Source organism: Streptomyces sp. NPDC088157 (assembly GCF_044741545.1).
Taxonomy (GTDB): domain Bacteria; phylum Actinomycetota; class Actinomycetes; order Streptomycetales; family Streptomycetaceae; genus Streptomyces.
On sequence record NZ_JBIUSU010000001.1, the window covers coordinates 1,055,520 to 1,077,691 of the forward strand.

The following is a 22,172-nucleotide window of genomic DNA, read 5'->3' on the forward strand; positions in this document are numbered from 1 at the left end:
GGCCCGACCACAGGCCCGAGGGCCGCCCACAGGGCCGACCGCAGGACCGACCGCAGGACCGACCAGGTGGTCTGATCACACGTCCACGACCGGCGCGGCTGCCGACCGCTGTGCGCGCAGCCGCGCCGCGTGCTCGTTGGTGCGCACGTCGTACGTCATCAGTCCCGGCAGGCACAGCGCCAGCAGACCCACCGCGCCCACGCACAGCACCCCGCCCGACCAGACGGACGTCCGCACCCCCAGCCAGGCCGCCAGGCCGCCGCTGCGCACCTGGCCGACCGTCGGCCCCACGGAGTAGGACAGCAACTCGATCCCGGCGAGCCGTCCGCGCAGCTCGTCCGGGATCGTCTGATTCCACATCACCCCGCGGAAGATGCCGCTGACCATGTCGAAGGCGCCCGCGAGGGCGAGGCAGAGCAGCACCAGCCAGACGTTCCCGGCCAGGCCGGCGGCGGCTATCGCCCCGCCCCAGAGCGCGGCCGACAGCACCACCATCCGCCCGTGCCGGTGCACCCGTGAGGTCCAGCCGCTGGTCAGGCTCACCACCAGCGCCCCGGCCGGCACGGCCGCGTACATCAGACCCAGCGACCACTCGGCGTCGAGTTCGTCGGCCAGGAACGGCAGCACGGCCAACGGCATCGCGAGGAACATCGCGGCCAGGTCGACCGCGTACGTACCGAGCAGCTCCTTGCGGCCCCAGGCGTACCGGGCGCCCTCGGCGATGGCCTTGAGGGACGGCTTCGCCGCCTCGTACGCGGCGGGGGAGGCGGCGATGCGGACGACGAGGACGACCGACACGACGAAGGTGAGGAGGTCGGCCGCGTAGGCCCAGCCGAGGCCCGCGTACGCGACGACGAGACCGGCGACGGCCGGCCCCGCGACCCCGCCCACGGTCCACCGCAGGGCGTTCAGAGCGCTCGCCGCCGGCAGGTGCTCGTGGGCGACGATCCGTGGCCACAGCGAGTCCAGCGCGGGCCGCTGAACGGAGACCAGGGCGGACGAAAGAGCGGCGACGAGATACAGCGGCCAGACCGCCGGTTCCGGCAGCAGGGCGTTGACCAGCAGCACCGCGCTGAGCAGCCCCTGCCCGGCCTCCGTCCACACGATGAGCCCGCGCTTGTCCCACGCGTCCGCGAGCGCCCCGCCGTACAGCCCGAACACCACGAGCGGCACCAGCTCCACGGCCCCGATCGCCCCCACCGCCGCCGCCGACCCGGTCAGCTCCTTCAGCTGCACCGGCAGCGCCACGAAGGTCAGGAAACTGCCGAAGTTCGACACCGTCCCCGAGACCCAGAGCCGCCGGAAGTCCCGCGAGGCCCGCCAGGGCGCGAGATCGGGTAGCAGGGCACGCAGCCCGGAGGGGGCGGGAGAGGCGGTGGCGGGGACATCCTTGTCGGTCACGAGGGGTCATGCTCGGACGGTCACGGAGCGCGGGGCAACCGTTTTTCGGAGGGTCACCACGGGGGTGGGGGCGGTGCGGTGAGCCGTTCCGCGAGGTGAGCCAGGCGGTCGCCGAAGCGCCGGCGCCGTCGCGTCGGCGGCAGCGTCTCGCCGGCCGCCGCGCTCACCAGGTGCTGCACGGTGTCCAGGTCCAGCTCGGAGCCGTCCGGCACGGCCAGCGTCTCGTGGGCCAGGGCCGTCAGCTCCCCCTCACCGGGACCGAGGGACAGGATCAGGACCCCGGCCCGCCGGGCGTCCGACACGCGCTCGAGGAGCGGCGCGTCCTGCGACGGCGACGCCACCAGCAGCGTCTCGCCCCGCCGGGCCGCCTCGATCCGGCCCAGGCCGACCGCCAGATGCGCCGGGTCGCCAGGACGCGCGTCATGCCGGACGAGGGTCGGCGCCAGCTCCGGCGTACCCGACCAGGCGGCCTCGTCCACCAGATGCGCCGCGAGATGCCAGGGCTCGTAGGCGGCCGTGCCCACCAGCAGCAGCCCGCCCCCGTGCGACACGACCGACCCCCGCAGCAGCCCGGCGAACCTTCGCGTGGCCCCCAGCCACTCGGTCCCGGCGAGCACCTCACGCAACAGCGCGACCCGTACGGCGTCCATGCGGCCGCATCGTGCCGCAACCGGACACCACCCGTCCTGGGTTCGGCCCGCGTTCACCCGACATGACGAAGGACCGCTGCGCACGCCCACGTAAAGTCGGCCCATGACCTCTACCGACAGTGCACAGAACGCTCCCTCGGCCGCCCCGGCGAAGGCCCCCGCCAAGGACCCGTGGGACCTCCCCGACGTCTCCGGACTGGTCGTCGGCGTGCTCGGCGGGACCGGCCCGCAGGGCAAGGGTCTCGCCTACCGGCTCGCCCAGGCCGGCCAGAAGGTGATCATCGGCTCGCGTGCCGCCGACCGCGCCCAGGCCGCCGCCGACGAGCTCGGACACGGTGTCGAGGGCGCCGACAACGCCGAGACCGCGCGCCGCAGCGACATCGTGATCGTCGCCGTGCCGTGGGACGGCCACGGCAAGACCCTGGAGTCCCTGCGCGAGGAACTGGCCGGCAAGCTGGTCGTCGACTGCGTGAACCCGCTCGGCTTCGACAAGAAGGGCGCCTACGCGCTGAAGCCGGAGGAGGGCAGCGCCGCCGAGCAGGCCGCCGCCCTGCTGCCGGACTCGCGCGTCGCCGCCGCCTTCCACCACCTCTCGGCGGTCCTCCTCCAGGACCCGGAGATCGACGAGATCGACACCGACGTGATGGTGCTGGGCGAGGAGCGGGCGGACGTCGAGATCGTGCAGGCCCTGGCCGGCCGTATCCCCGGCATGCGCGGAGTCTTCGCCGGACGGCTGCGCAACGCCCACCAGGTGGAGTCCCTGGTCGCCAACCTGATCTCCGTCAACCGCCGCTACAAGGCCCACGCCGGGCTGCGCGTCACGGACGTATGAGCGCATGGGGGACACTGGTCGGAGCCAGCCCAGCAGTGTCCCCCCGACAGGAGAACCGGACCCATGTCCCCCCTGCCCCCGCCCAGCCCGACCCGGCGGCTCGCCCTCTACACCCTCGTCGTCTGCGTCCTCGCCGTGGCCGCGGCGGTCGTCTCCTTCGTCCAGGGCAGCCTCCTGGGCGTCGTGTGGGTGCTGCTCGCGGGCCTGTCGTCCAACATGACCTGGTACTACCTGAAGCGGGAGAAGCTGCGCAGGGCCGCCGGGGCCGACGTCACCGGCTGACCGCGCAGTACTCGTTCGCGCCCTCCCAGAAGCGGTACAGCGTCTGACCGCAGTAGGTCTCGAGGTCGCCGATCCCGAGGCCGCGCAGCACCGCGTCGACCATGTCGAAGAACACGCCGTTGACCGACGGCACCCACAGCAGCGCGAACACGAACAGCAGCCCGAACGGCGCGAACGGCTCCACCTGCCGCTTGACGCCGTACGACAGCCAGGGCTCGATGACCCCGTAGCCGTCCAGGCCGGGCACCGGAAGGAAGTTCAGGATCGCCGCCGTGACCTGGAGCAGGGCGAGGAAGGCGAGCGCGAACCGGAAGTCGGCCGGCACGCCGTCCAGCGCGTCCAGCCAGAACGGCGCCGTGCACACCACCGCGAACAGCACGTTCGTCAGCGGACCGGCCGCCGAGATCAGACTGTGCCGCCACCGGCCCCTGATCCGCCCGCGCTCGATGAACACGGCACCGCCCGGCAGACCGATCCCGCCCATGATCACGAACAGCACCGGCAGAATGATGCTCAGCAGGGCGTGCGTGTAGGCGAGAGGATTAAGGCTCAAGTAGCCCTTGGCTCCAACGGTGATGTCCCCTGAGTGCAGCGCGGTACGGGCGTGTGCGTACTCATGGAGACACAGAGACACGATCCAGGCGGCCGTCACGAACAGGAACACCGCCACGCCCGGCTGCTCGGCGAAGCCCGTCCAGGTGGCCCAGCCGGTGACCGCCGTGACGGCCAGGATGCCGAGGAAGACGGGACTGATCCTCCGTTCGGCACTACGGGTGGTGGCGGTGGTCATGGGGCCCCCTGAGTTCGTACGCGCGTGTGGAACTGCCCGACCGTACCCGGCCCGGGCGTACCGGGAAAACGTCTCGCGGCCGTCCCACGGTTCCTATGAAGGCGGGGTTTGCCGGAAAGGACGGGCTTTCCCACGAAAACGGGACGGGAGGCAAGCCGGGGACGGGCGGGGGACGAGGGAATCGGGCTCGCGCCACCCCGCCGGAACCCCGTGACCGTCCGCGACCCCACCGGAGAGAATGACCCCGTGCGCTATCGCATCCTCGGCACCACCCAGGCGATCCGTCCGGACGGCATCCCCGTCGCCGTCGGCGGAGCGCGGCTGCGTGCCCTGCTGGCCGTGCTCGCGTTGCGGGCCGGCCGGAGCGTTCCCGCGGGGCTGCTGGTGGAGGAGGTGTGGGCCGGGGACCCGCCCGCCGACGCGCAGGGCGCGCTCCAGGCGCTCGTCGGCCGGCTGCGCCGGGCCCTCGGAGCCGACGCGATCGACTCCGCCGAGGGCGGCTACCGGCTGGCCGCCGTACCGGACGACGTCGACCTGCACCGGTTCGAACGGCTGACCGCCGACGGCATCCGCGCCCTCACCGACGGCGACCCCGCCAAGGCGGCCGTCGTCCTCGACGACGCCCTCGCCCTGTGGCAGGGCCCGGCCCTCGCCGACCTGCCCGACCGCGCCGCCGAGGCGGCCCGCCGGGAAGCCCGCCGCCTCGACGCCGTGCGCGCCCGGCACACCGCGGCGATCGCCCTCGGCCAGGCCGAGCGGTCGCTGCCCGAACTCACCGCCCTGTGCGACGCGCACCCACTGGACGAGCCCCTTCAGGCCCTGCGCCTGCGCGCCCTGCGGGAGGCGGGCCGCACCGCTCAGGCGCTGGCCGCGTACGACGAGGTCCGCCGGCTGCTGTCGGACCGCCTCGGCACCGACCCCGGCCCCGAACTGCGCGCCCTGCACGCCGAGTTCCTCGGCCACGGCGATCCGGGGAGCTCCTGGGCGCCGTCCCCTCGCGTCGGGCCCATGGGCCCAGGCCGGGCGTCCTCCCCGGCCTTCCCCGCCCCACCGCCCCCGCTCCTCGGCAACCTCCGGGCCCGCCTCACCTCCTTCGTAGGCCGGGAGAACGAGATCGCGGCCATCCGGGGGGACCTCGCGAACGCGCGACTCGTCACGCTGCTCGGCCCGGGCGGAGCCGGCAAGACCCGCCTTTCCCAGGAGGCCGCCGAAGCCGTGCGCGACGCCTCGCGCGACGGTGCCGGGGGCGGGGTGCGCGACCGTGTCGGGAGTACCGCGCGCGAGGGTGCCGGGGGCGGGGTGCGCGACGGTGCCGGGAGCACCGAACCCCGCGGCGCGCGGGGTACCGCGGGCGATGGCGGCCGGGATGCCGCGCACGATGGCGGCCGGGGCGCGGTGCGAGGCGGCGGCCGGGACGCCGCACGCGATGGTGTCCGGGATGCCGCGCGTGACGGTGTCTGGCTGGCCGAGCTCGCGCCCGTCGCCGACCCGGACGCCGTGCCGCAGGCCGTCCTCACCGCCGTGGGAGCCCGCGAGACGGTGCTGTACGGCGCCGGCGCCGAGGAGATGCGGGTCGCCGCCGAGCGCCACGGCGACCCCATGGAGCGTTTGATCGAGCACTGCGCCCGACGCCGCATGCTGATCGTTCTCGACAACTGCGAGCATGTGGTCGAGGCAGCCGCCCGACTCGTCGAGGAACTGCTCGCGCGCTGCCCGGAGGTGACCGTGCTGGCCACCAGCCGTGAGCCCCTCGGTGTGCCCGGAGAGGTGCTGCGCCCGCTGGATCCGCTGCCGGAGCCGGTCGCGCTGCGGCTGCTCGCCGACCGGGGCGCGGCCGCCCGTCCCGGCTTCCGGACCGACGCCGACGACGAGACGGCGGCGGCCTGCGCGGAGATCTGCCGTCGTCTCGACGGCCTGCCGCTCGCCATCGAGCTGGCCGCCGCCAGGCTACGGATGTTGACGCCTCGTCAGATCGTCGACCGGCTCGACGACCGGTTCCGGCTCCTGACCTCCGGCAGCCGAACGGTCCTGCCCCGCCAGCAGACCCTGCGGGCCGTCGTCGACTGGTCCTGGGACCTGCTCGACGAGGACGAACGCGACGTCCTGGCCCGGCTGTCGGTCTTCGCCCGCGGCTGCGACCTCGCCGCCGTCGAAGCGGTGTGCGGCCCGGCCACCCCTGGTTCCCGCGCGGGCCGCGACTCCCTCACTTCGCTCGACCTGCTCGCCTCGCTCGTCGACAAGTCGCTCGTCGTCGCCGCCCCGGACCACCGTGGTGACATGCGCTACCGGCTCCTGGAGACCGTCGCCGAGTACGCGGGCGAGCGGCTGGACGAGTCGGGGCGGCGGGCGGCCGCCGAGCGCGCGCACCTGACGTACTACCGCGAACTCGCCCGCACCACCGAGCCGTTGCTGCGCGGCCCCGGGCAGCGGGACGCCATCGACCACTTCCAGCTGGAGTACGAGAACCTGCGCACCGCGCTCGGCCGCGCCGTCGCGGCGCGTGACGAGCAGGAGGCGCTCTGCCTGACCCTGTCCCTCGCCTGGTACTGGCAGATGCGCGACCTGCGCATCGAGGCCCGTACCTGGTGCGTGGAGGTCATGGCCCTGGGCCCCGACCCGTTCGCCGAACCCCTGCGCCCGGCCGCGCCGGTGTGGAAGTCCTGCATCGACGCCCCGCCGCCGATGACCGGCGAGATCCTCGCGGAGGCCCGGCGCGGTGTCCACCTGGCCCATCTGGCCTGTATGGACACCGAGATGGAGGCCTGGCAGGCCGCGACCTCGCAGGCCAAGCTGCGCCTGATCGCCGCGGCCTACGAGCCCGGCCTGCCGCAGACCTGCCGCGCACCCGGCCTGTTCTGGTTCTTCGCCGTGATGATGACCGGTGACCCGCACCGCATGCGCGCCATCATCGACGCCAACGTCGACACCTGCCGTCGTACGCCCGGCTACGAGTGGGAGCTGGCCTCCTGCCTGCAGATGCGCGCCAACATCCTCGCCAACCGCGCCGACTGGGCCGAGAGCGCGTTCCGTGACGCGGCCGAGGCCCTGGAGATCTTCCGGCGGCTGGGCGACGCCTGGGGCACCGCCGAGGCCCTCTCCGCCCGCGCCGAGGCCCATGAACGCCTGGGCGCCTACCGCGAGGCCGCCGCCGACTACGAGGACGCCATCGAACACGCCGAACGGCTCGGCGCCCGCTCCCAGTCGGCGGTCCTCGCCGCCCGGCTGGGCAGCGCGCTGCTGGAGGGAGGCGACGAGGAGCGGGGCGAGCGCGTGCTGCGCGAGGTGATCGCCGGCGAGGAGCGCGCGGTCAACGAGGCCATGCACATCGCCCGGCTCTTCCTGGCCGGCTGGCTCGGCGCCACCGGGCGCCGCACCGAGGCCCGCGAGCAACTACGCCTGCTGCGCGAGCAGTTCGACTTGGGCCACTTCGCGGTCTTCGACTCCTTCATTCTGGGCGCCGAGGCCTGGCTGGACGCGTTCGACGGCCGGTACGCGCAGGCCCTGACCGGCATCCGGACCGCCCTGGAACGGGCCACGGATCCGCTGTCCGTGGCCATCGCCCCGCAGATGCGCTCCTTCTATCTCTTCATCGCCGCCACCGCCCTGTCCGGCGTGGACGGCGGCGGCCGCGCCGCTGACGCCGCCCGCTGTCTGGGCGCCGCCGACACCCTGCTGCCGCCGTGCCACGTACCCCCACGGGTGGAGCGGGAGGCCCGTGACCTGGCCATGACCGCGACGCGCGCCGCCCTCGGCGACGCGGAGTTCGCGAGCGCGTACGCCGAGGGCGGTGGCCTCTCCTACGAGGAGGCCACCGCCCTGGTGTGACTCGTCCGGCCGTGACGCGGCCGGCGCTCCGGCTCAGGTCTTCGTGCGGAACTTGTGGATCGCGACCGGCGCCATCACCGCGGTGAGCCCTATCGACCAGGCCAGCGTCACCCACAGCCCGTGCGCGACCGGTCCGCCCACCATCAGTCCGCGCGCCGCGTCGGCGAGCGAGGACAGCGGGTTGTACTCGGTGAAGTTCTGGAGCCAGCCCGGCATCGACCGGGTCGGTGCGAAGATCGACGAGCCGAACTGAAGAGGCATCAGCACCAGGAAGCCCATCGCCTGCACGGACTGCGCGCTCTTCATCATCACGCCGAGGGTGAGGAACACCCACATCAGCGCCGAGCCGAACACCGTGGCCAGTCCCACGGCGGCGAAGAGACCGGGCCAGTGGGTGATGTCGAAGCCCACCAGCACGGCCACCACCATGAGGATCACGCAGGCGACCAGCATGCGCATCAGCTCCACGGCGATCTTGGCGAAGAGCACCGAGCCCCGTCCGATGGGCAGCGACCGGAAGCGGTCCATGACCCCGGAGTTGAAGTCCGTGTTGAAGCCGGTGCCCACGCCCTGCGCCATGTTCATCCCCATCATGGCCAGCAGCCCGGGAATGACGTACTGCACGTACGCCTCCTGCCCGCCGCCCAGCGACTGCCCGATCGAGCCGCCGAAGACGTACACGAACAGCAGGGTGAAGATCACCGGGAAGAGGACCGCGTCGAACATCGACTCCGGGTCCTGCCGAATCCACAGCAGGTTGCGGCGGATCAGCGCGCCGGTGTGGCGCAGATGACCGCGCAACGGGATGCGCGCGTCGGTTGTCGTATCGATGTCGATCGTGGCCGCGCTCATACGGCGACCTCCTCGCGGGTCTCGGTGGGCCGGGCGTCCTGCGGGGCACTCGCGCGGTGGCCGGTGAGGGACAGGAACACCTCGTCCAGGCTGGGCAGTTCGGTGGTGATGGAGGTCAGCGTGATGCCACGCGCGGTGACCGCGCCGACCACGGCGGTCAGCTGCTCGTCGCTGAGGACCGGCACCAGGACGGAGCCGCGCTCGGCGTCCACGGTCGTGGTGGCGAGCCCGGTGATGCCCAGCTCGTCGATCCAGCCGGCGAGCGACAGCAGGTGTGCCGGATCGGCCGGTCGGACCCGCAGCGCACGGCCGCCGACCTTCGCCTTCAGCTCCTCGATGGCGCCGTTCGCGATGACCTTGCCCCGGTCCACGACGGTCAGCTCGGAGGCGAGCTGCTCGGCCTCCTCCATGTACTGGGTGGTCAGCAGCACGGTGACCCCGTCCCCGACCATCGCCTTGACCTCGGCCCACACCTCGTTGCGGGTGCGCGGGTCGAGGCCGGTGGTCGGCTCGTCGAGGAACAGCACGTGCGGACGGCCGATCATCGACGCGGCCAGGTCGAGCCGCCGCCGCATACCGCCGGAGTAGGTGCTCGCCGGCCGCTTGGCGGCGTCGGTCAGCGAGAACCGCTCCAGCAGTTCGTCGGCCCGGGTCCGCGCGTCCTTGCGGGACAGGTCGAGCAGCCGCCCGATGAGGTAGAGGTTCTCCCACCCGGGGAGCTTCTCGTCCACCGAGGCGTACTGCCCGGTCAGCCCGATCACCCGGCGCAGCTGCCGGGGCTGGCGTACGACGTCGTAGCCGACGACGGTGGCGTGCCCGCTGTCGGGTGCGAGCAGGGTGGAGAGGATCCGTACGAGGGTGGTCTTCCCGGCGCCGTTCGGCCCGAGCACCCCCATGACGGTGCCCTCCCGCACATCCAGGTCGACTCCGTCCAGTGCCTTGGTCTCGCCGTAGTGCTTGACCAACCCCCGAACGGTCACAGCGCTCTCCGCGCCACTGGGGTTCTTGTCGATTCGCGTCATGCCAGAAGAGTGGCAACCCCCACCGACAAACCACCGACATGCCGCCGACAGACCATCGGCGGCGCCCACGGCCCACCGACAGCCCGGCGGCAGCACCCAAATCCGCCCCTCCGCGGCCCGCCCCTCCGCAGCCCACCCCCTCCGCGGCCCGCACGCGCGGCAGCCCGCCGACGGGGGAAGGCCGGCGGGCTGCTCCGTGCGGTGTCGGCTCGGTGCGGAGGGGTTCTAGTGGACGGAGTGCTCGTCCAGGGGGAACGTTCCGCCTACGACGTCCTCGGCGAACGCCTTCGCCGCGTTGCCCATGACCTCACGCAGGTTCGCGTACTGCTTGACGAACTTCGGCACCCGGCCCCCGGTCAGCCCGAGCATGTCGGTCCACACCAGTACCTGGGCGTCCGTCTCCGGCCCGGCGCCGATGCCGACGGTCGGGATGTGCAGCACCCGGGTGACCTCGGCCGCCAGCTCCGCCGGGACCAACTCCAGCACCACCGCGAACGCGCCCGCGTCCTGCACGGCCTTCGCGTCCCGCAGCAGCTGCTGGGCAGCCTCCTCGCCGCGCCCCTGCACGCGGTAACCCATCGCGTTCACGGACTGCGGGGTCAGGCCGATGTGGGCCATCACCGGGATACCGGACTCCACCAGGAGCTCGATCTGCCGGTGCGAGCGCTCGCCGCCCTCCAGCTTCACGGCCCCGACCCCGGCCTCCTTCACCAGACGGGTCGCCGAGCGCAGCGCCTGCACCGGCCCCTCCTGGTAGGAGCCGAAGGGGAGGTCGCCGACGATCAGCGCACGGCTGGTGCCCCGAACGACCGCCGCCGACAGCATGGTCATCTCGTCGAGGGTGACGGGTACGGTCGTCTCGTACCCCAGATGGCAGTTGCCCGCCGAGTCGCCCACCAGCATGACCGGGATACCGGCCTCGTCGAAGACGGACGCGGTCATCGCGTCGTAGGCGGTGAGCATGGGCCACTTCTCGCCGCGCTCCTTGGCGAGGGCGAGGTCGCGGACGGTGATGCGGCGTGTGCCCTTGCCTCCGTACAGCGCTTTGCTGCCGTCGGAGGTCTTCGAGTGGGCAGCCGAAAGCTGCGTCATTGCAACGGCTCCTTACGTCATCTCGAGGCGCCCTCACGGCGTCCCCGGACCACCACCCATGGTGGCACCTCGTGCCAACGAGAGCCAGAGCACCCCCTGTGGGCAAAGCCTCAGTCGGCCCTGCGGGCCGGAGCCTCAGCCGGCGCCTGGCGCAGGGCCCCGTCGGCACCAGGGGGGAGGCCGGTCGAGCCCTCGGGGCAAGGCCTTCGTCCTGCCCGGCACCCTCGTGGCCCCGGGTAAAGGCTCAGTAAGAAAAGAGGCAGAGGAATCGATACGAGACGGTCTCGTATCGAAAATGTCCTAGGCTCGTCGCCATGACTACTCCTGCCGTCCCCGCCGCTCCGCGTATACCGGAAGCGGTGCACCGGCGTCGTTGGGCGATCCTCGGTGTCCTGATGCTGAGCCTGCTGATCGTGGTGCTCGACAACTCGATCCTGAACGTCGCGATCAAGACGATCTCGACGCCCGCCCCCACCGGCCTCGGTGCCACCCAGAGCGAGCTGGAGTGGGCGATCAACTCCTACACGCTCGTCTTCGCGGGACTGCTGTTCTCCGCCGGTCTCCTCGGTGACCGGCTCGGCCGCAAGAAGGTCCTGCTCGGCGGGCTCGCCGTCTTCGGCATCGGCTCCGCGCTCGCCGCGGAATCCGGCTCGCCCGCGCAGCTCATCGCCTTCCGCGCGCTGATGGCCCTCGGCGCCGCCTTCGTGATGCCCGCGACCCTGGCCGTCCTGATGAACGTCTTCGAGCGCGAGGAGCAGCCCAAGGCGATCGGCATCTGGGCGGGCGGCGTCGGACTCGCCATCGCGATCGGACCCATCACCGGCGGTCTGCTCCTCGACCACTTCTGGTGGGGCTCGGTCTTCCTCATCAACGTGCCGATCGTGCTGCTCGCGTTCGGGCTGATGCTGTGGCTGGTGCCCGAGTCGCGCGACCCGAACCCCGGCCGCATCGACCTCGTCGGCGTCGCCCTGTCGGTCGTCGGCCTGGTCCTGCTGGTCTACGGCATCATCAAGGGCGGTGAACTGGCCGACTTCACGGACCCGACCGTGCTGGCGACCATAGCGGCCGGCCTGGTCGTCCTCGTCGCGTTCGTGGTGTTCGAGAAGCGCAGCGACCATCCGTCCGTCGACATGGACTACTTCAAGAACAGGGTGTTCTCGGCCGCGATGGCCGTCATCACGCTGGTCTTCTTCGCGCTGATGGGCGTCACCTTCTTCTCGGTCTTCTACACGCAGAGCGTGCGCGGCTACTCCCCGCTGCAGTCCGGTCTGCTCCTGCTGCCGCTGGCCGCCGCCCAGCTGATCTTCGCGCCGCGCGCCCGGCTGGTCGTCGACCGCTTCGGGGTCCGGGCCACGACCACCGCGGCGATGGTCGTCCTCGCGGCGACCCTGGTCGCCTTCGCCACGCTGGACGCCGACACCCCGATCTGGCTCCTGGAGATCGTCTTCTTCTTCATGGGCACCGGAATGGCCCATGTCATGACCCCCACCAGCGTGGTCATCATGCAGGCTCTGCCCCGCGAGAAGGCCGGCTCCGCCTCCGCGCTCAGCAACACCTTCCGCCAGCTCGGCGGCGCGCTCGGCATCGCCGTGCTCGGCTCGGTGCTGTCGGCGTCGTACCGCAACGGCATCGAGGGCCACCTCGGCACGCTGCCGGTGGCCCTGCGAGACACGGCGGGCGAGTCCATCGAGGCGACGCTCGGGGTCGCCGCGAAACTCGGCGACCGGGGCAAGGTGCTGGTGACCCCCGCCAACGACGCCTTCCTGCACGCCATGCACGTCACCGCCCTGTGCGGAGCCGGGGTGGCGGTCGTGGGCGCGATCGTGGTGGCCGTGTTCCTGCCGGGCCGGCCGAAGCCCGTACCGGAGGACGTGACGGAGGAGGAGTTGGCGCGGGCGAAGCCGTAGCGGACGGTGGCCGCGGCGGTCGCCGGCCGCGGCGGGGGGTGGGCGGGGGTGGCCGGGAGTTGCCGCCTCCGCCCACCCGCCGGGCCGTCGCAGGACTCCGTCGGGCGACAATGCCCCCAGCGCGACGAAAGGACCGATGAACGTGAGCCTCGCCGACAGGGGGACCGCCGACGGGCGGGCCACCGGCAGCGGAACCGCCGGCGGCGGGACCGCCGTGGAGCCGCCCGTGCGGGGGCGGCCCCGGAGCGAGGCCGTGGAACGCGCCATCATCGAGGGCACGATGAAGCTGTTGGAGGACGGCGTCCCGCTCGCCGAGATCTCCATCGAGCGCATCGCCCGTACCGCCGGCGTCGGCAAGGCCGCCATCTACCGCCGGTGGAGCGGCAAGGAGGAACTCTTCGTCGACGTGCTGCGCGCCGCCGATCCCCAGGACCCCGAACTCCCCGGCACATCCATGCGCGACGACCTGATCGTGCTGCTGGAGGCGCTGCGGCGGCGGGGCCTCGCCAACCGTTCCTCGGCGATCCTGCACAACGTCCACGCCCAGATGAAGAGCAGCCCGAAGATCTGGGCGGCGTACCACAACACGGCGATAGAGCCCCGGCGCCGGATGGGCGTCGAGGTCCTGCGCCGAGGGCAGGAGAACGGTGAACTGCGCGCCGATCTGGATCTGGAACTGGTGAACGACATGTTCGTCGGACCCATGCTCGTGCGCGCGATCCTGCGCCCCGAAGCCGACCTCTCCGAAGAACTTCCGGAGCGCATCGTCGACGCGCTGCTGGCCGGGCTACGCCCCGTCAGTTCCCCCACCACGTAGCGCGAATGTGCGCGTTTCGTCACAGACCGGGCCACCCGCCCCAGGTCCGGAACCCCTGAGACGGCCCCGGTCGTCCTGGTGCCCGTACGGCCGTCACGGGACGGCGAGATCAAAGCCGATCATCCCCTAGGGTCGTACCCGGGGGACGGACGGTATGCAAGGCAGGCAGTGAGGCGACGGTATGGCGCAGCAGGCGTACATGACGGAGACGGACGACAACGGAGGCTCGGGTCCCGAGCCTCGGGGAGTCCGGCTCCGGCGCCTGATCGGCACCCTGTTCGGCCGGATCGGCGCGGGCTGGCGAGGTGATCCGCGCATCTGGCGGCGGGGTCTGGTCCTCACCGGGTTCGCGCTGGCTTTCTCCCTGGTGATGGGGCTGCATTCCCGTATCCCCAACCGCTACGGCAACCTCGGCAGTCTCACGGAGACGTTCCTGCCCTGGATCGGTCTGTTCGTGCCGGTGCTGCTGGTGCTGGCGCTGGTGCGCAAGTCGGCGACCGCGCTGATCGCCGTCGTTCTTCCGGCCGTGGTCTGGCTGAACCTCTTCGGCGGACTTCTCGTCGACCGGACCGGCAGCGGCGGCGACCTGACCGTCGCCACCCACAACGTCAACGCCGACAACCCGGACCCCGCGGGCACCGCCCGTGACGTGGCCGCGTCCGAGGCCGATGTGCTGGCCCTGGAGGAACTGACCGCCACGGCGGTGCCGGTGTACGAGAAGGCGCTGGCGGCGACGTACAAGTACCACTCGGTGCAGGGCACGGTCGGCCTGTGGAGCCGGTACCCGCTGAGCGGTGTGAGGCCCGTCGACATCAAGCTGGGCTGGATCCGCGCGATGCGGGCCACGGTCGCGACGCCCGAGGGGCAGGTCGCCGTCTACGTCGCGCATCTGCCCTCGGTGCGGGTGAAGCTCCAGGCCGGGTTCACCGCCCGGCAGCGGGACAAGAGCGCGGACGCGCTGGGTGAGGCGATCGCCGACGAGAGGCTGACCCGGGTGGTCCTGCTCGGCGACCTCAACGGCACCATGAACGACCGCTCGCTCAACGCCGTGACCTCCCAGATGCGTTCGACGCAGGGCGCGGCCGGCAGCGGCTTCGGCTTCAGCTGGCCCGCGTCGTTCCCGATGGCCCGGATCGACCAGATCATGGTGAAGGGCGTGGAGCCGGTCACCTCCTGGACGCTGCCGCAGACGAGCAGCGACCATCTGCCGGTGGCGGCGCGTGTGAAGGTCACCACACCTTGACCAAGGGGTCACCCGCTGGAATAGCGGGCCGGAGAGACTTTGTTCCGTACTTGAACATACGAAACGTATGATGGACGGAACCCACTCTCCCTGAAAGGCAAGATCTCCATGCCCCTGGCCCTGCTCGCCCTGGCCGTGGGTGCCTTCGGAATCGGCACCACGGAGTTCGTGATGATGGGCCTGCTGCCCGATGTCGCGGACGACCTGCATGTCTCGATCCCGACGGCCGGACACCTGGTCTCGTCGTACGCGCTCGGCGTCGTCATCGGCGCGCCGCTGCTGGCCGCGGTCACGGCGCGGATGTCCCGCCGGACCGTCCTGATCTCCCTGATGGGCCTGTTCGTCGTGGGCAACACCCTGTCGGCCTTCGCCCCCGGCTACGACTCCCTGCTGGCCGCCCGCTTCCTCAGCGGTCTCCCGCACGGCGCCTTCTTCGGCGTCGGCGCGGTGGTGGCCACCAACATGGTGGCCCCGGAGCGCAAGGCCCGCTCGGTGTCGCTCATGTTCCTCGGTCTGACCGTCGCCAACATCGCGGGCGTCCCCGTCGCCACCCTGATGGGCCAGCACCTCGGCTGGCGGGCGACCTTCCTCGGCGTCGGCGTGATCGGCCTGGCGGCGATAGCCTCCCTGGCCCTGCTCATCCCGCGCGACCACGGCCAGGCGCCCGCCGTCGGCCTGCGCCGTGAGCTGGCGGCCCTGCGCTCGCTGCCGGTGTGGCTGGCGCTCGGCACGACGGTGGCCGGCTTCGGCGCCCTGTTCTCCGCGTACAGCTACATCACCCCGATGCTGACGGACTCCGCCGGCTACGCCGACTCCAGCGTCACGCTGCTGCTCGCGCTGTTCGGCGTCGGCGCGACGATCGGCAACCTGCTCGGCGGCCGGCTCGCCGACCACGCCATGCGCCCGACCCTGTTCGCCGGCCTGACGTCACTGGCCGTGGTGCTGGCCCTGTTCCCGCTGCTGATGACGACGGCGTGGGGCGGCGCGCTGGCCGTGGTCCTGCTGGGTGTGGCGGCGTTCGTGGCGGGTTCGCCGCTGAACCTGATGGTGATGGAGAAGGCGACCGCGGGCCCCTCCCTGGCCTCCTCCGCCAACCAGGCGGCGTTCAATATGGCCAACGCCGGCGGCGCCTGGATCGGCGGCCTGGCCCTCGCGGCCGGCTTCGGCGCCACCTCGCCCGCGCTGGCGGGCGCGGTCCTGGCGGTCCTGGGCCTGATCGTGGCCGGCGTGGCCTACGCCGTCGACGCCCGCAGGGCCCCGCAGGCGGGCGGCCGTGACCGCGTCGTCGCGACCCACCTGCCGCGCACCGCCGCGGAGGCGGGAGCCCGTCACTGACGTGGCTCCATCGGCCGGATGCCGAGGTCACCCCTGCCGGAAGGCCTTCCCCTCCAGCAGGGGTCGGGTGTCCTTCGGGATCGAGAGCGGCGGCATGCATGCCACCGGCCGCCGATCGGCTCTCGACCGGGAACGGCGCACCCTGGAGACTGGCGATTCGTCACCGTGTCCGAGGAGTTGAGATGCACGTAGCCGTGGTCACCTTCGACGGGTTCAACGAACTCGACAGCTTCATCGCCTCCGCACTGATCAACCGGTGCCGCAAGGACGGCCTGGAGGCGTTCGTCACGACGCCGACGCCCGTGGTCACGTCGATGAACGGCGTCGAGGTGACCGGTCAGCGCCCGATGGAGTTCGTGACCGAGGCCGACGTCGTGCTGATCGGCAGCGGGGTGCGGACGCGCGACGTGGTCGCCGACGACCGGCTGATCTCCAGGCTGCCGCTCGACCCTTCGCGGCAGCTGGTCGGCGCGCAGTGCTCCGGCGCGCTGGTGCTCGCCCGGCTCGGCCTGCTGGACTCCATGCCCGCCTGCACGGACGCCAAGAGCCGGCCCTTCGTCGAAGCCGTTGGCGTGACCGTGCTGGACGTGCCGTTCCACGCCGAGGGGAACATCGCCACGGCGGGCGGCTGCCTGGCGTCGCAGTATCTCGCCACGTGGGTGATCACCCGAACGCTCGGTGAGGACGCGGCGCGCGACGTGCTCGACTACGTGGCCCCGGTCGGCGAGAACGAGGAGACCGTCCAGCGCGCCCTGCGGGCCGTCCGGGCGGGCGAGGCCGCCCTGCGCTGACGCCCCGCCGCCCCGCGACCGGTCCTGAGGGTGCGTGAGCTCCCGTGCCGACCGGTCTGCCCGGGCTGACCGGGCTACGGTCAGTTAACTGTAAAGAACCTTGACAGTTAAGTGGTCTAGTCCAAGCATGGTCACTGCTCGCCCCCGCGGTTCAGTCCTTCCGCTGATCCCGCATGCCCTTTTCCCATGGGAGCGTCAGTGAGACGACCTCGTCACCTTCGCGCACTGCTGTCCTGTCTGAGCGCCGGCGCTCTGTCCACCGGGCTCCTCGCCCTCGGGGGAGGAAGCGCGCTCGCCGCGCCGCACCCGCCGCAGACCCCCGGCAAGCCCATGCCGAGCCACGTGGCGGCTCCCTACTTCGAGGCGTGGACCGGCGAGAGCCCGGCCGCGCTCGCCGCCGCCTCCGGCAACAAGTACCTCACCCTGGCCTTCCTCCAGACAGCCACGGCGGGCTCGTGCACCGCGTACTGGAACGGCGAGGCCGACCAGCCGGTCTCCCGGGCGACCTTCGGCCGCGACATCGCCACGATCCAGGCACGCGGCGGCAACGTCGTTGCGTCCTTCGGCGGCTGGTCCGCGGACACCACCGGCACCGAACTGGCGGACAGCTGCACCAGCGTCGACGCCATCGCCAAGGTGTACGAAAGCCTCGTCACCACGTACGGCATCACCCGGATCGACCTCGACGTCGAAGGCGACTCCATCGACAACGCCGCCGGGATCGACCGCCGCAACAAGGCGATCGCCCAGGTCCAGCGCTGGGCCCGACGCACCGGCCGCGAGGTGCAGTTCTCCTACACCCTGCCGACCTCCACCACCGGCCTCGAAGCCAACGGGCTGGCCCTGCTGAAGAACGCCGTCGCCAACGGCGCGCGGGTGGACGTCGTCAACCTCATGACCTTCGACTACTACGACGGCGCCGCCCACGACATGGCGGCGGACACCGAGACGGCCGCGCAGGGACTGCACGACCAACTGGCCGCGCTGCACCCGATGAAGAGCGCCGCGAAGCTGTGGAGCATGATCGGCGTCATCGAGATGCCCGGCATCGACGACTACGGCCCCGAGGAGACCTTCACCACGAAGGACGCGGTCACCGTGGCGAAGTGGGCCGAGGCCAAGGAGATCAACACACTCTCCTTCTGGGCGCTCCAGCGCGACAACGGCGGCTGCCCGGGCACCGGCGGCTCCGACTCGTGCTCCGGGATCGCCCAGGACACCTGGGCCTTCAGCCACGCCTTCGAACCGTTCACGAACGGCGGCCACCGGTAGGACACGCCCGCGGACACGCAGGCCCGGTCGCACCACGCGACCGGGCCCGACCGCGGTACGGGGTACGGGGACCGAGCCGTCAGACGGACTCGCGCCAGCCGTTCGTGATGGGCAGACGACGGTCCTTTCCGAAGCCCTTCGCCGAGATCTTCGTGCCCGGCGGGTACTGGCGCCGCTTGTACTCGGCGGTGTCCACCATGCGCAGGGTCTTGACGACCAGCTCACGGTCGTAGCCCGCCGCGACGATCGCGTCCGCGCCCTGGTCCCGGTCCACGTACAGCTCGAGGATCGCGTCCAGGACCGGGTAGTCCGGGAGCGAGTCGGTGTCCACCTGGCCCGGGCGCAGTTCCGCGCTCGGCGGCTTGGTGATCGAGTTCTCCGGGATCGGCGGGGTCTGGCCACGCTCCGCCGCGGCGCGGTTGCGCCACTCCGCGAGCCGGAAGATCCACGTCTTGTAGACGTCCTTGATGGGTCCGTACGCGCCGACCGAGTCGCCGTACAGCGTCGAGTACCCCACCGCCAGTTCCGACTTGTTGCCGGGAGCGAGGACGATGTGGCCCTCCTGGTTGGAGACGGCCATCAACAGGGTTCCGCGCAAGCGGGACTGGAGGTTCTCCTCCGCCAGACCCGTCAGACCCAGCGAGCCCATGTACGCGTCGAACATCGGCTCGATCGGCACCGTGCGGAGGTTCAGGCCCGTCCGGCGCGCCAGCTCCGCCGCGTCGCCCTTCGAGTGCTCGGAGGAGTACTTCGACGGCATCGACACGCCGTACACGTTCTGCGCGCCCAGCGCGTCGCACGCGATCGCCGCGACGAGCGCCGAGTCGATACCGCCCGACAGCCCGATGAGCACCGACCGGAAACCGTTCTTCGCCACGTATGCGCGCAGGCCCACGACCAGCGCCGAGTAGATCTCCTCGGCGTCGTCCAGCCGCTCCGCGTAGCCGCCGCTCAGCTCGGGCTCGTAGGAGGGGAGCGGCTCCTCGGACAGCACCACCCGGTCGATGCGCAGACCGTCGTCCACGACACCCGTCGGCGCGTCGGCCGAGGCGGCGGGCAGGTCGAGGTCCAGGACCACGCACCCTTCCGAGAACTGCGGCGCCCGCGCCACGACCTCGCCGTCGCGGTCGACGACGATCGAGTCGCCGTCGAAGACCAGCTCGTCCTGCCCGCCGATCATCGCGAGGTAGGCGGTGGTGCAGCCGGCTTCCTGGGCCCGCTTGCGGACCAGCTCCAGACGGGTGTCGTCCTTGTCCCGCTCGTAGGGGGAGGCGTTGATGGAGAGCAGCAGCCCGGCCTCGGCGGAGCGCGCCGCGGGCACCCGGCCGCCGTCCTGCCAGAGGTCCTCGCAGATGGCGAGGGCCACGTCGACGCCGTGCACCCGCAGCACCGGCATGGTGTCGCCGGGCACGAAGTAGCGGAACTCGTCGAAGACGCCGTAGTTGGGCAGGTGGTGCTTGGCGAAGGAGAGGACCACCTCACCGCCGTACAGCACCGCCGCCGCGTTGCGCGGCGAGCCGGCCGGGCGGCCGAACTTCGGGCGGCCGGCCTCGGACCGGTCGAGGTAGCCCACGACCACCGGCAGTTCGCCGAAGCCCTCGTCGGCGAGGCGGGCGGCGAGCGCGCGCAGGGCCGTGCGGGAGGCCTCGACGAACGAGGAGCGCAGGGCGAGGTCCTCGACGGGATACCCGGTCAGCGCCATCTCCGGGAACGCCACGAGATGGGCTCCCTGCTCGGCGGAGTGCCGGGTCCAGCGGAGGATCGTTTCGGTGTTGCCGACGAGGTCGCCGACGCGCGAGTCGATCTGGTTCAGGGCGAGACGAAGTTGAGGCACGCGTACCAGTGTAATCGTCAATGCGACGCGATGGGGGGCGCGGGGTGTCGGACACCTCACGCCCCCACGCCCGCTCCGCGCACGACGTACGCACGACACGCGTACGACGTGCGCGGACACGGGTCCGACGGCTCAGCGCCGGCGGTACGACTCCACGTAGCCGTTCGTGGGCGAGCCCACGCCGGTGACGTCGTCGTAGCCCTTCACGGCGGACAGCGAGCTGTCCTTGCCGAGGCTGCGGACGGAGGTCAGCAGCCCGTCCGTCGCGTCGTAGCTGTTGGCGAAGTCGACGCGCGCGACCGCGAGCCCGGACCCGGTCGGGTTGTCCGTGACGTCGTGGTAGACCCGCGAGCCGTACTTGGAGTAGATCGACGGGTTGGCGAAGCCGATCGCGCCGCCGCCGCGCGCCTCCTGGGCCAGGGCCTGCACGGCCGCGATGACCGGAGCGGCCAGTGAGGTGCCGCCGATGCGGTACTCGCTGTACTGCTCGGTCCCGTCCGGGAAGGTCTGGGTCTGGCCGACCTTGAAGCCGGTGTTCGGGTCGGCGATCGCCGAGATGTCCGGGACGACGCGGTTGCCCGCGGCGCTGTTGGCCGTGGCGAGCGACTTCGGGACGACACCCTTCTGGTAGTACGGCTCGGCGACGGTCCTGCTCGTGCCGCCGCCCGCACCCGAGGTGTAGGCGCCCGGGAAGTCCGTCCAGCTCTTGCCGTCGGCCGACAGCGAGGCCTTGTCGGTGCCCCAGCCGGTCTCCCACAGGTACTTGTCGCCCTTGCCGACCGCCAGCGAGGTACCGCCGACCGCCGTCACCCACGCGGAGTTGGCCGGGGTGTCGACCTGCTTGGTGCCGGTGTTGGCGACCTCGTCACCGTTGTCGCCGGAGGAGAAGTAGAAACCGATGCCCTCGACCGCGCCGAACTGGAAGACCTGGTCGTAGGCGGCCGCGAGGTCCGGCGTCTGGTTGGCCTCGATGTCGCCCCAGGAGTTGGAGACGATGTCGGCCAGGTGGTTGTCGACGACCTTGCTGAGCGAGTCGAGCAGGTCGTCGTCGTAGCAGGACGCGGCGCCCACGTAGGTGACGTCCGCGGCCGGCGCGACCGCGTGCACGGCCTCCACGTCGAGGGTCTCCTCGCCGTACCAGCCGGCCGCCCCGCACTCCTCGGTCTTGGTGTAGTCCGAGGGCAGCACCTGGGTCAGCTGACCCGTCTTCCAGAACTTGTCGCCGTGCGCCTTCGCGTAGGTGGCCGCGTCGAGGGCGATCGTCGGCGAGGCGTACGCGTCGGTGATGGCGATGCGGACATGCTTGCCGGTGTACCTCCCGGCCCCGTACGCGGCACGCAGCTGCTTGCCGGTGTACCCCTGCACGGCGTACGGGATCTTCTTGCCGTACGCCGACGGGAGGGCGCTCGCGGTGTTGGAGCCGTAGTACGAGGAGAACGGCCCGGAGTTCTTGAACACCGCGTCCGGAGGCGGGAGCTGATCCTTGGAGGCGGCCTTGTGCGGCGCGTTGTCCAGGCCGGTGACGGTCAGGACGGCGCCATCCAGGTCGGCCGGGGCCGAGGCCGTCTTCGACGGCGCCCGGTAAGTCCTGCTGCCCTTGGTGTAGTTGTGCAGCTGCGTGCCGAACGCCTTCTCGACGGCGGCGACTTCACCGCTGACCGACACGTAGTGCCGGGTCGTGCCCGTGACCTTCAGACCGGCCGCCGTCAGCCACGACCTGACCGCGGCCACCTGGGCCTTGGTCGCGCCGAAGCGGGCGTCGGCCTGCTGGGCGGAGAGGTACTTGCCGTAGGCGGGCGAGGCGGGGTCGGACACGGCCTTCGCGTACGCGGCGAGGCCGGCGGCGTCACGCCCGGCGAGGTAGACCCGGGCGGTGACCTGGGCGCTGTCCGCGGTCGAGCCCTTGTCCGCCTTGGTCGTGGCCCACGCGGGCTTGGTCCCGGCCAGCGTGTCACGGGCCGGGCCGTCCGCGGCGTGCGCGGCGGGTATACCGAGCGCCAGCGCGCCGGCGATCATGGGCAGTGTCGCTGCCATGCTCGCTCCGGCGCGCAGCGCGGCGCGGTTGGATCTCATAGGACCCCCTGTATGTGGTTCGACGCGAGTAGATCACTCGACGTGCGGGCCACTCTTGCGACGAACGCTTCATGCCAGGGGAATGCGAAAACCAAGAAGCGCCCAAGTCACCGCTTGCTGGGCTGATTTGACGGAAACGTCCGTGAAATCGAGG

17 protein-coding genes are annotated in these 22,172 nt (G+C 71.7%); 9 read left to right on the forward strand and 8 right to left on the reverse strand.

The genetic code is table 11. The features are described 5' to 3' along the window. Positions 1–75: 75 nt before the first annotated feature. Entirely contained in the window at positions 76–1,401 is a 1,326-nt protein-coding gene (locus ACIPFH_RS04495; protein WP_401822976.1) for an MFS transporter, read from the reverse strand. A 53-nt stretch (positions 1,402–1,454) separates the two neighbouring features. Beyond that, positions 1,455–2,051: a hypothetical protein gene (locus ACIPFH_RS04500; protein ID WP_356262798.1), complete on the reverse strand. Its 597-nt coding sequence runs from the start codon at positions 2,049–2,051 to the stop codon at positions 1,455–1,457. Positions 2,052–2,154: 103 nt separating this feature from the next. On the opposite strand from ACIPFH_RS04500, the gene npdG reads away from it, so the two are divergent. Then, positions 2,155–2,883, forward strand: a complete 729-nt coding sequence (gene npdG / locus ACIPFH_RS04505; protein WP_356262801.1) for an NADPH-dependent F420 reductase — start codon at positions 2,155–2,157, stop codon at positions 2,881–2,883. A gap of 63 nt (positions 2,884–2,946) precedes the next feature. After that, positions 2,947–3,165 carry a hypothetical protein gene (locus ACIPFH_RS04510; RefSeq protein ID WP_401822979.1) on the forward strand — a complete coding sequence of 73 codons (219 nt, stop codon included), beginning with the start codon at positions 2,947–2,949 and terminating at the stop codon, positions 3,163–3,165. Here ACIPFH_RS04510 and ACIPFH_RS04515 read toward each other — a convergent pair. Then, entirely contained in the window at positions 3,155–3,955 is an 801-nt protein-coding gene (locus tag ACIPFH_RS04515) for a site-2 protease family protein (protein ID WP_401822981.1), read from the reverse strand. The genes ACIPFH_RS04510 and ACIPFH_RS04515 overlap by 11 nt on opposite strands. Positions 3,956–4,201: 246 nt before the next feature. Between ACIPFH_RS04515 and ACIPFH_RS04520 the strand changes: the two genes are divergently transcribed. Then, complete coding sequence (locus ACIPFH_RS04520; protein WP_401822982.1) at positions 4,202–7,780, forward strand: BTAD domain-containing putative transcriptional regulator; 3,579 nt, start codon at positions 4,202–4,204, stop codon at positions 7,778–7,780. A 33-nt stretch (positions 7,781–7,813) separates the two neighbouring features. On the opposite strand, the gene ACIPFH_RS04525 is transcribed toward ACIPFH_RS04520, so the two are convergent. The 3 genes from ACIPFH_RS04525 to panB all read right to left on the reverse strand — a co-directional run bounded on the left by ACIPFH_RS04525 (position 7,814) and on the right by panB (position 10,746). Continuing rightward, a complete protein-coding gene (locus ACIPFH_RS04525; RefSeq protein WP_401822984.1) occupies positions 7,814–8,632 on the reverse strand; it encodes an ABC transporter permease in 819 nt (272 codons plus the stop codon). Beyond that, a complete protein-coding gene (locus ACIPFH_RS04530; protein ID WP_401822986.1) occupies positions 8,629–9,654 on the reverse strand; it encodes an ATP-binding cassette domain-containing protein in 1,026 nt (341 codons plus the stop codon). Before ACIPFH_RS04530 ends, ACIPFH_RS04525 begins: the two co-directional genes overlap by 4 nt. A 225-nt stretch (positions 9,655–9,879) precedes the next feature. After that, positions 9,880–10,746, reverse strand: coding sequence for a 3-methyl-2-oxobutanoate hydroxymethyltransferase (gene panB, locus ACIPFH_RS04535; RefSeq protein ID WP_401822988.1), 867 nt, complete (start codon positions 10,744–10,746; stop codon positions 9,880–9,882). A 314-nt stretch (positions 10,747–11,060) separates the two neighbouring features. Between panB and ACIPFH_RS04540 the strand changes: the two genes are divergently transcribed. The 6 genes from ACIPFH_RS04540 (at position 11,061) to ACIPFH_RS04565 (ending at position 18,111) form a co-directional block, all read left to right on the forward strand. Then, positions 11,061–12,653, forward strand: coding sequence for an MFS transporter (locus tag ACIPFH_RS04540; RefSeq protein ID WP_401822990.1), 1,593 nt, complete (start codon positions 11,061–11,063; stop codon positions 12,651–12,653). Positions 12,654–12,795: 142 nt separating this feature from the next. After that, positions 12,796–13,470 (forward strand): TetR/AcrR family transcriptional regulator, encoded by a 675-nt coding sequence (locus ACIPFH_RS04545; RefSeq protein WP_401822993.1) that lies wholly within the window; start codon positions 12,796–12,798, stop codon positions 13,468–13,470. A 181-nt stretch (positions 13,471–13,651) separates the two neighbouring features. Next, positions 13,652–14,713, forward strand: a complete 1,062-nt coding sequence (locus ACIPFH_RS04550) for an endonuclease/exonuclease/phosphatase family protein (protein WP_401822994.1) — start codon at positions 13,652–13,654, stop codon at positions 14,711–14,713. A gap of 108 nt (positions 14,714–14,821) precedes the next feature. After that, complete coding sequence (locus ACIPFH_RS04555) at positions 14,822–16,048, forward strand: MFS transporter (protein ID WP_401822995.1); 1,227 nt, start codon at positions 14,822–14,824, stop codon at positions 16,046–16,048. 182 nt (positions 16,049–16,230) lie between these two features. Continuing rightward, positions 16,231–16,839: a DJ-1/PfpI family protein gene (locus tag ACIPFH_RS04560; RefSeq protein ID WP_401822997.1), complete on the forward strand. Its 609-nt coding sequence runs from the start codon at positions 16,231–16,233 to the stop codon at positions 16,837–16,839. Between the two features lie 198 nt (positions 16,840–17,037). Further along, positions 17,038–18,111 carry a chitinase gene (locus ACIPFH_RS04565; RefSeq protein ID WP_401822999.1) on the forward strand — a complete coding sequence of 358 codons (1,074 nt, stop codon included), beginning with the start codon at positions 17,038–17,040 and terminating at the stop codon, positions 18,109–18,111. Positions 18,112–18,190: 79 nt separating this feature from the next. On the opposite strand, the gene ACIPFH_RS04570 is transcribed toward ACIPFH_RS04565, so the two are convergent. Together ACIPFH_RS04570 and ACIPFH_RS04575 are read right to left on the reverse strand one after the other, a co-directional pair. Further along, positions 18,191–19,945 carry an NAD+ synthase gene (locus tag ACIPFH_RS04570; RefSeq protein ID WP_356260238.1) on the reverse strand — a complete coding sequence of 585 codons (1,755 nt, stop codon included), beginning with the start codon at positions 19,943–19,945 and terminating at the stop codon, positions 18,191–18,193. Between the two features lie 132 nt (positions 19,946–20,077). Continuing rightward, entirely contained in the window at positions 20,078–22,018 is a 1,941-nt protein-coding gene (locus ACIPFH_RS04575) for a protease pro-enzyme activation domain-containing protein (RefSeq protein WP_401823001.1), read from the reverse strand. Between the last annotated feature and the right edge of the window lie 154 nt (positions 22,019–22,172).

Excerpts from the sequence above, each read along its gene's own strand:
- panB (WP_401822988.1), bottom strand. The coding sequence starts at position 10,746 with ATGACGCAGCTTTCGGCTGCCCACTCGAAGACCTCCGACGGCAGCAAA.
- ACIPFH_RS04530 (WP_401822986.1), bottom strand. The coding sequence starts at position 9,654 with ATGACGCGAATCGACAAGAACCCCAGTGGCGCGGAGAGCGCTGTGACC.
- ACIPFH_RS04550 (WP_401822994.1), top strand. The coding sequence starts at position 13,652 with ATGGCGCAGCAGGCGTACATGACGGAGACGGACGACAACGGAGGCTCG.
- ACIPFH_RS04575 (WP_401823001.1), bottom strand. The coding sequence starts at position 22,018 with ATGAGATCCAACCGCGCCGCGCTGCGCGCCGGAGCGAGCATGGCAGCG.
- ACIPFH_RS04540 (WP_401822990.1), top strand. The coding sequence starts at position 11,061 with ATGACTACTCCTGCCGTCCCCGCCGCTCCGCGTATACCGGAAGCGGTG.
- ACIPFH_RS04525 (WP_401822984.1), bottom strand. The coding sequence starts at position 8,632 with ATGAGCGCGGCCACGATCGACATCGATACGACAACCGACGCGCGCATC.
- ACIPFH_RS04515 (WP_401822981.1), bottom strand. The coding sequence starts at position 3,955 with ATGACCACCGCCACCACCCGTAGTGCCGAACGGAGGATCAGTCCCGTC.
- ACIPFH_RS04555 (WP_401822995.1), top strand. The coding sequence starts at position 14,822 with ATGCCCCTGGCCCTGCTCGCCCTGGCCGTGGGTGCCTTCGGAATCGGC.
- ACIPFH_RS04560 (WP_401822997.1), top strand. The coding sequence starts at position 16,231 with ATGCACGTAGCCGTGGTCACCTTCGACGGGTTCAACGAACTCGACAGC.
- ACIPFH_RS04500 (WP_356262798.1), bottom strand. The coding sequence starts at position 2,051 with ATGGACGCCGTACGGGTCGCGCTGTTGCGTGAGGTGCTCGCCGGGACC.
- npdG (WP_356262801.1), top strand. The coding sequence starts at position 2,155 with ATGACCTCTACCGACAGTGCACAGAACGCTCCCTCGGCCGCCCCGGCG.
- ACIPFH_RS04510 (WP_401822979.1), top strand. The coding sequence starts at position 2,947 with ATGTCCCCCCTGCCCCCGCCCAGCCCGACCCGGCGGCTCGCCCTCTAC.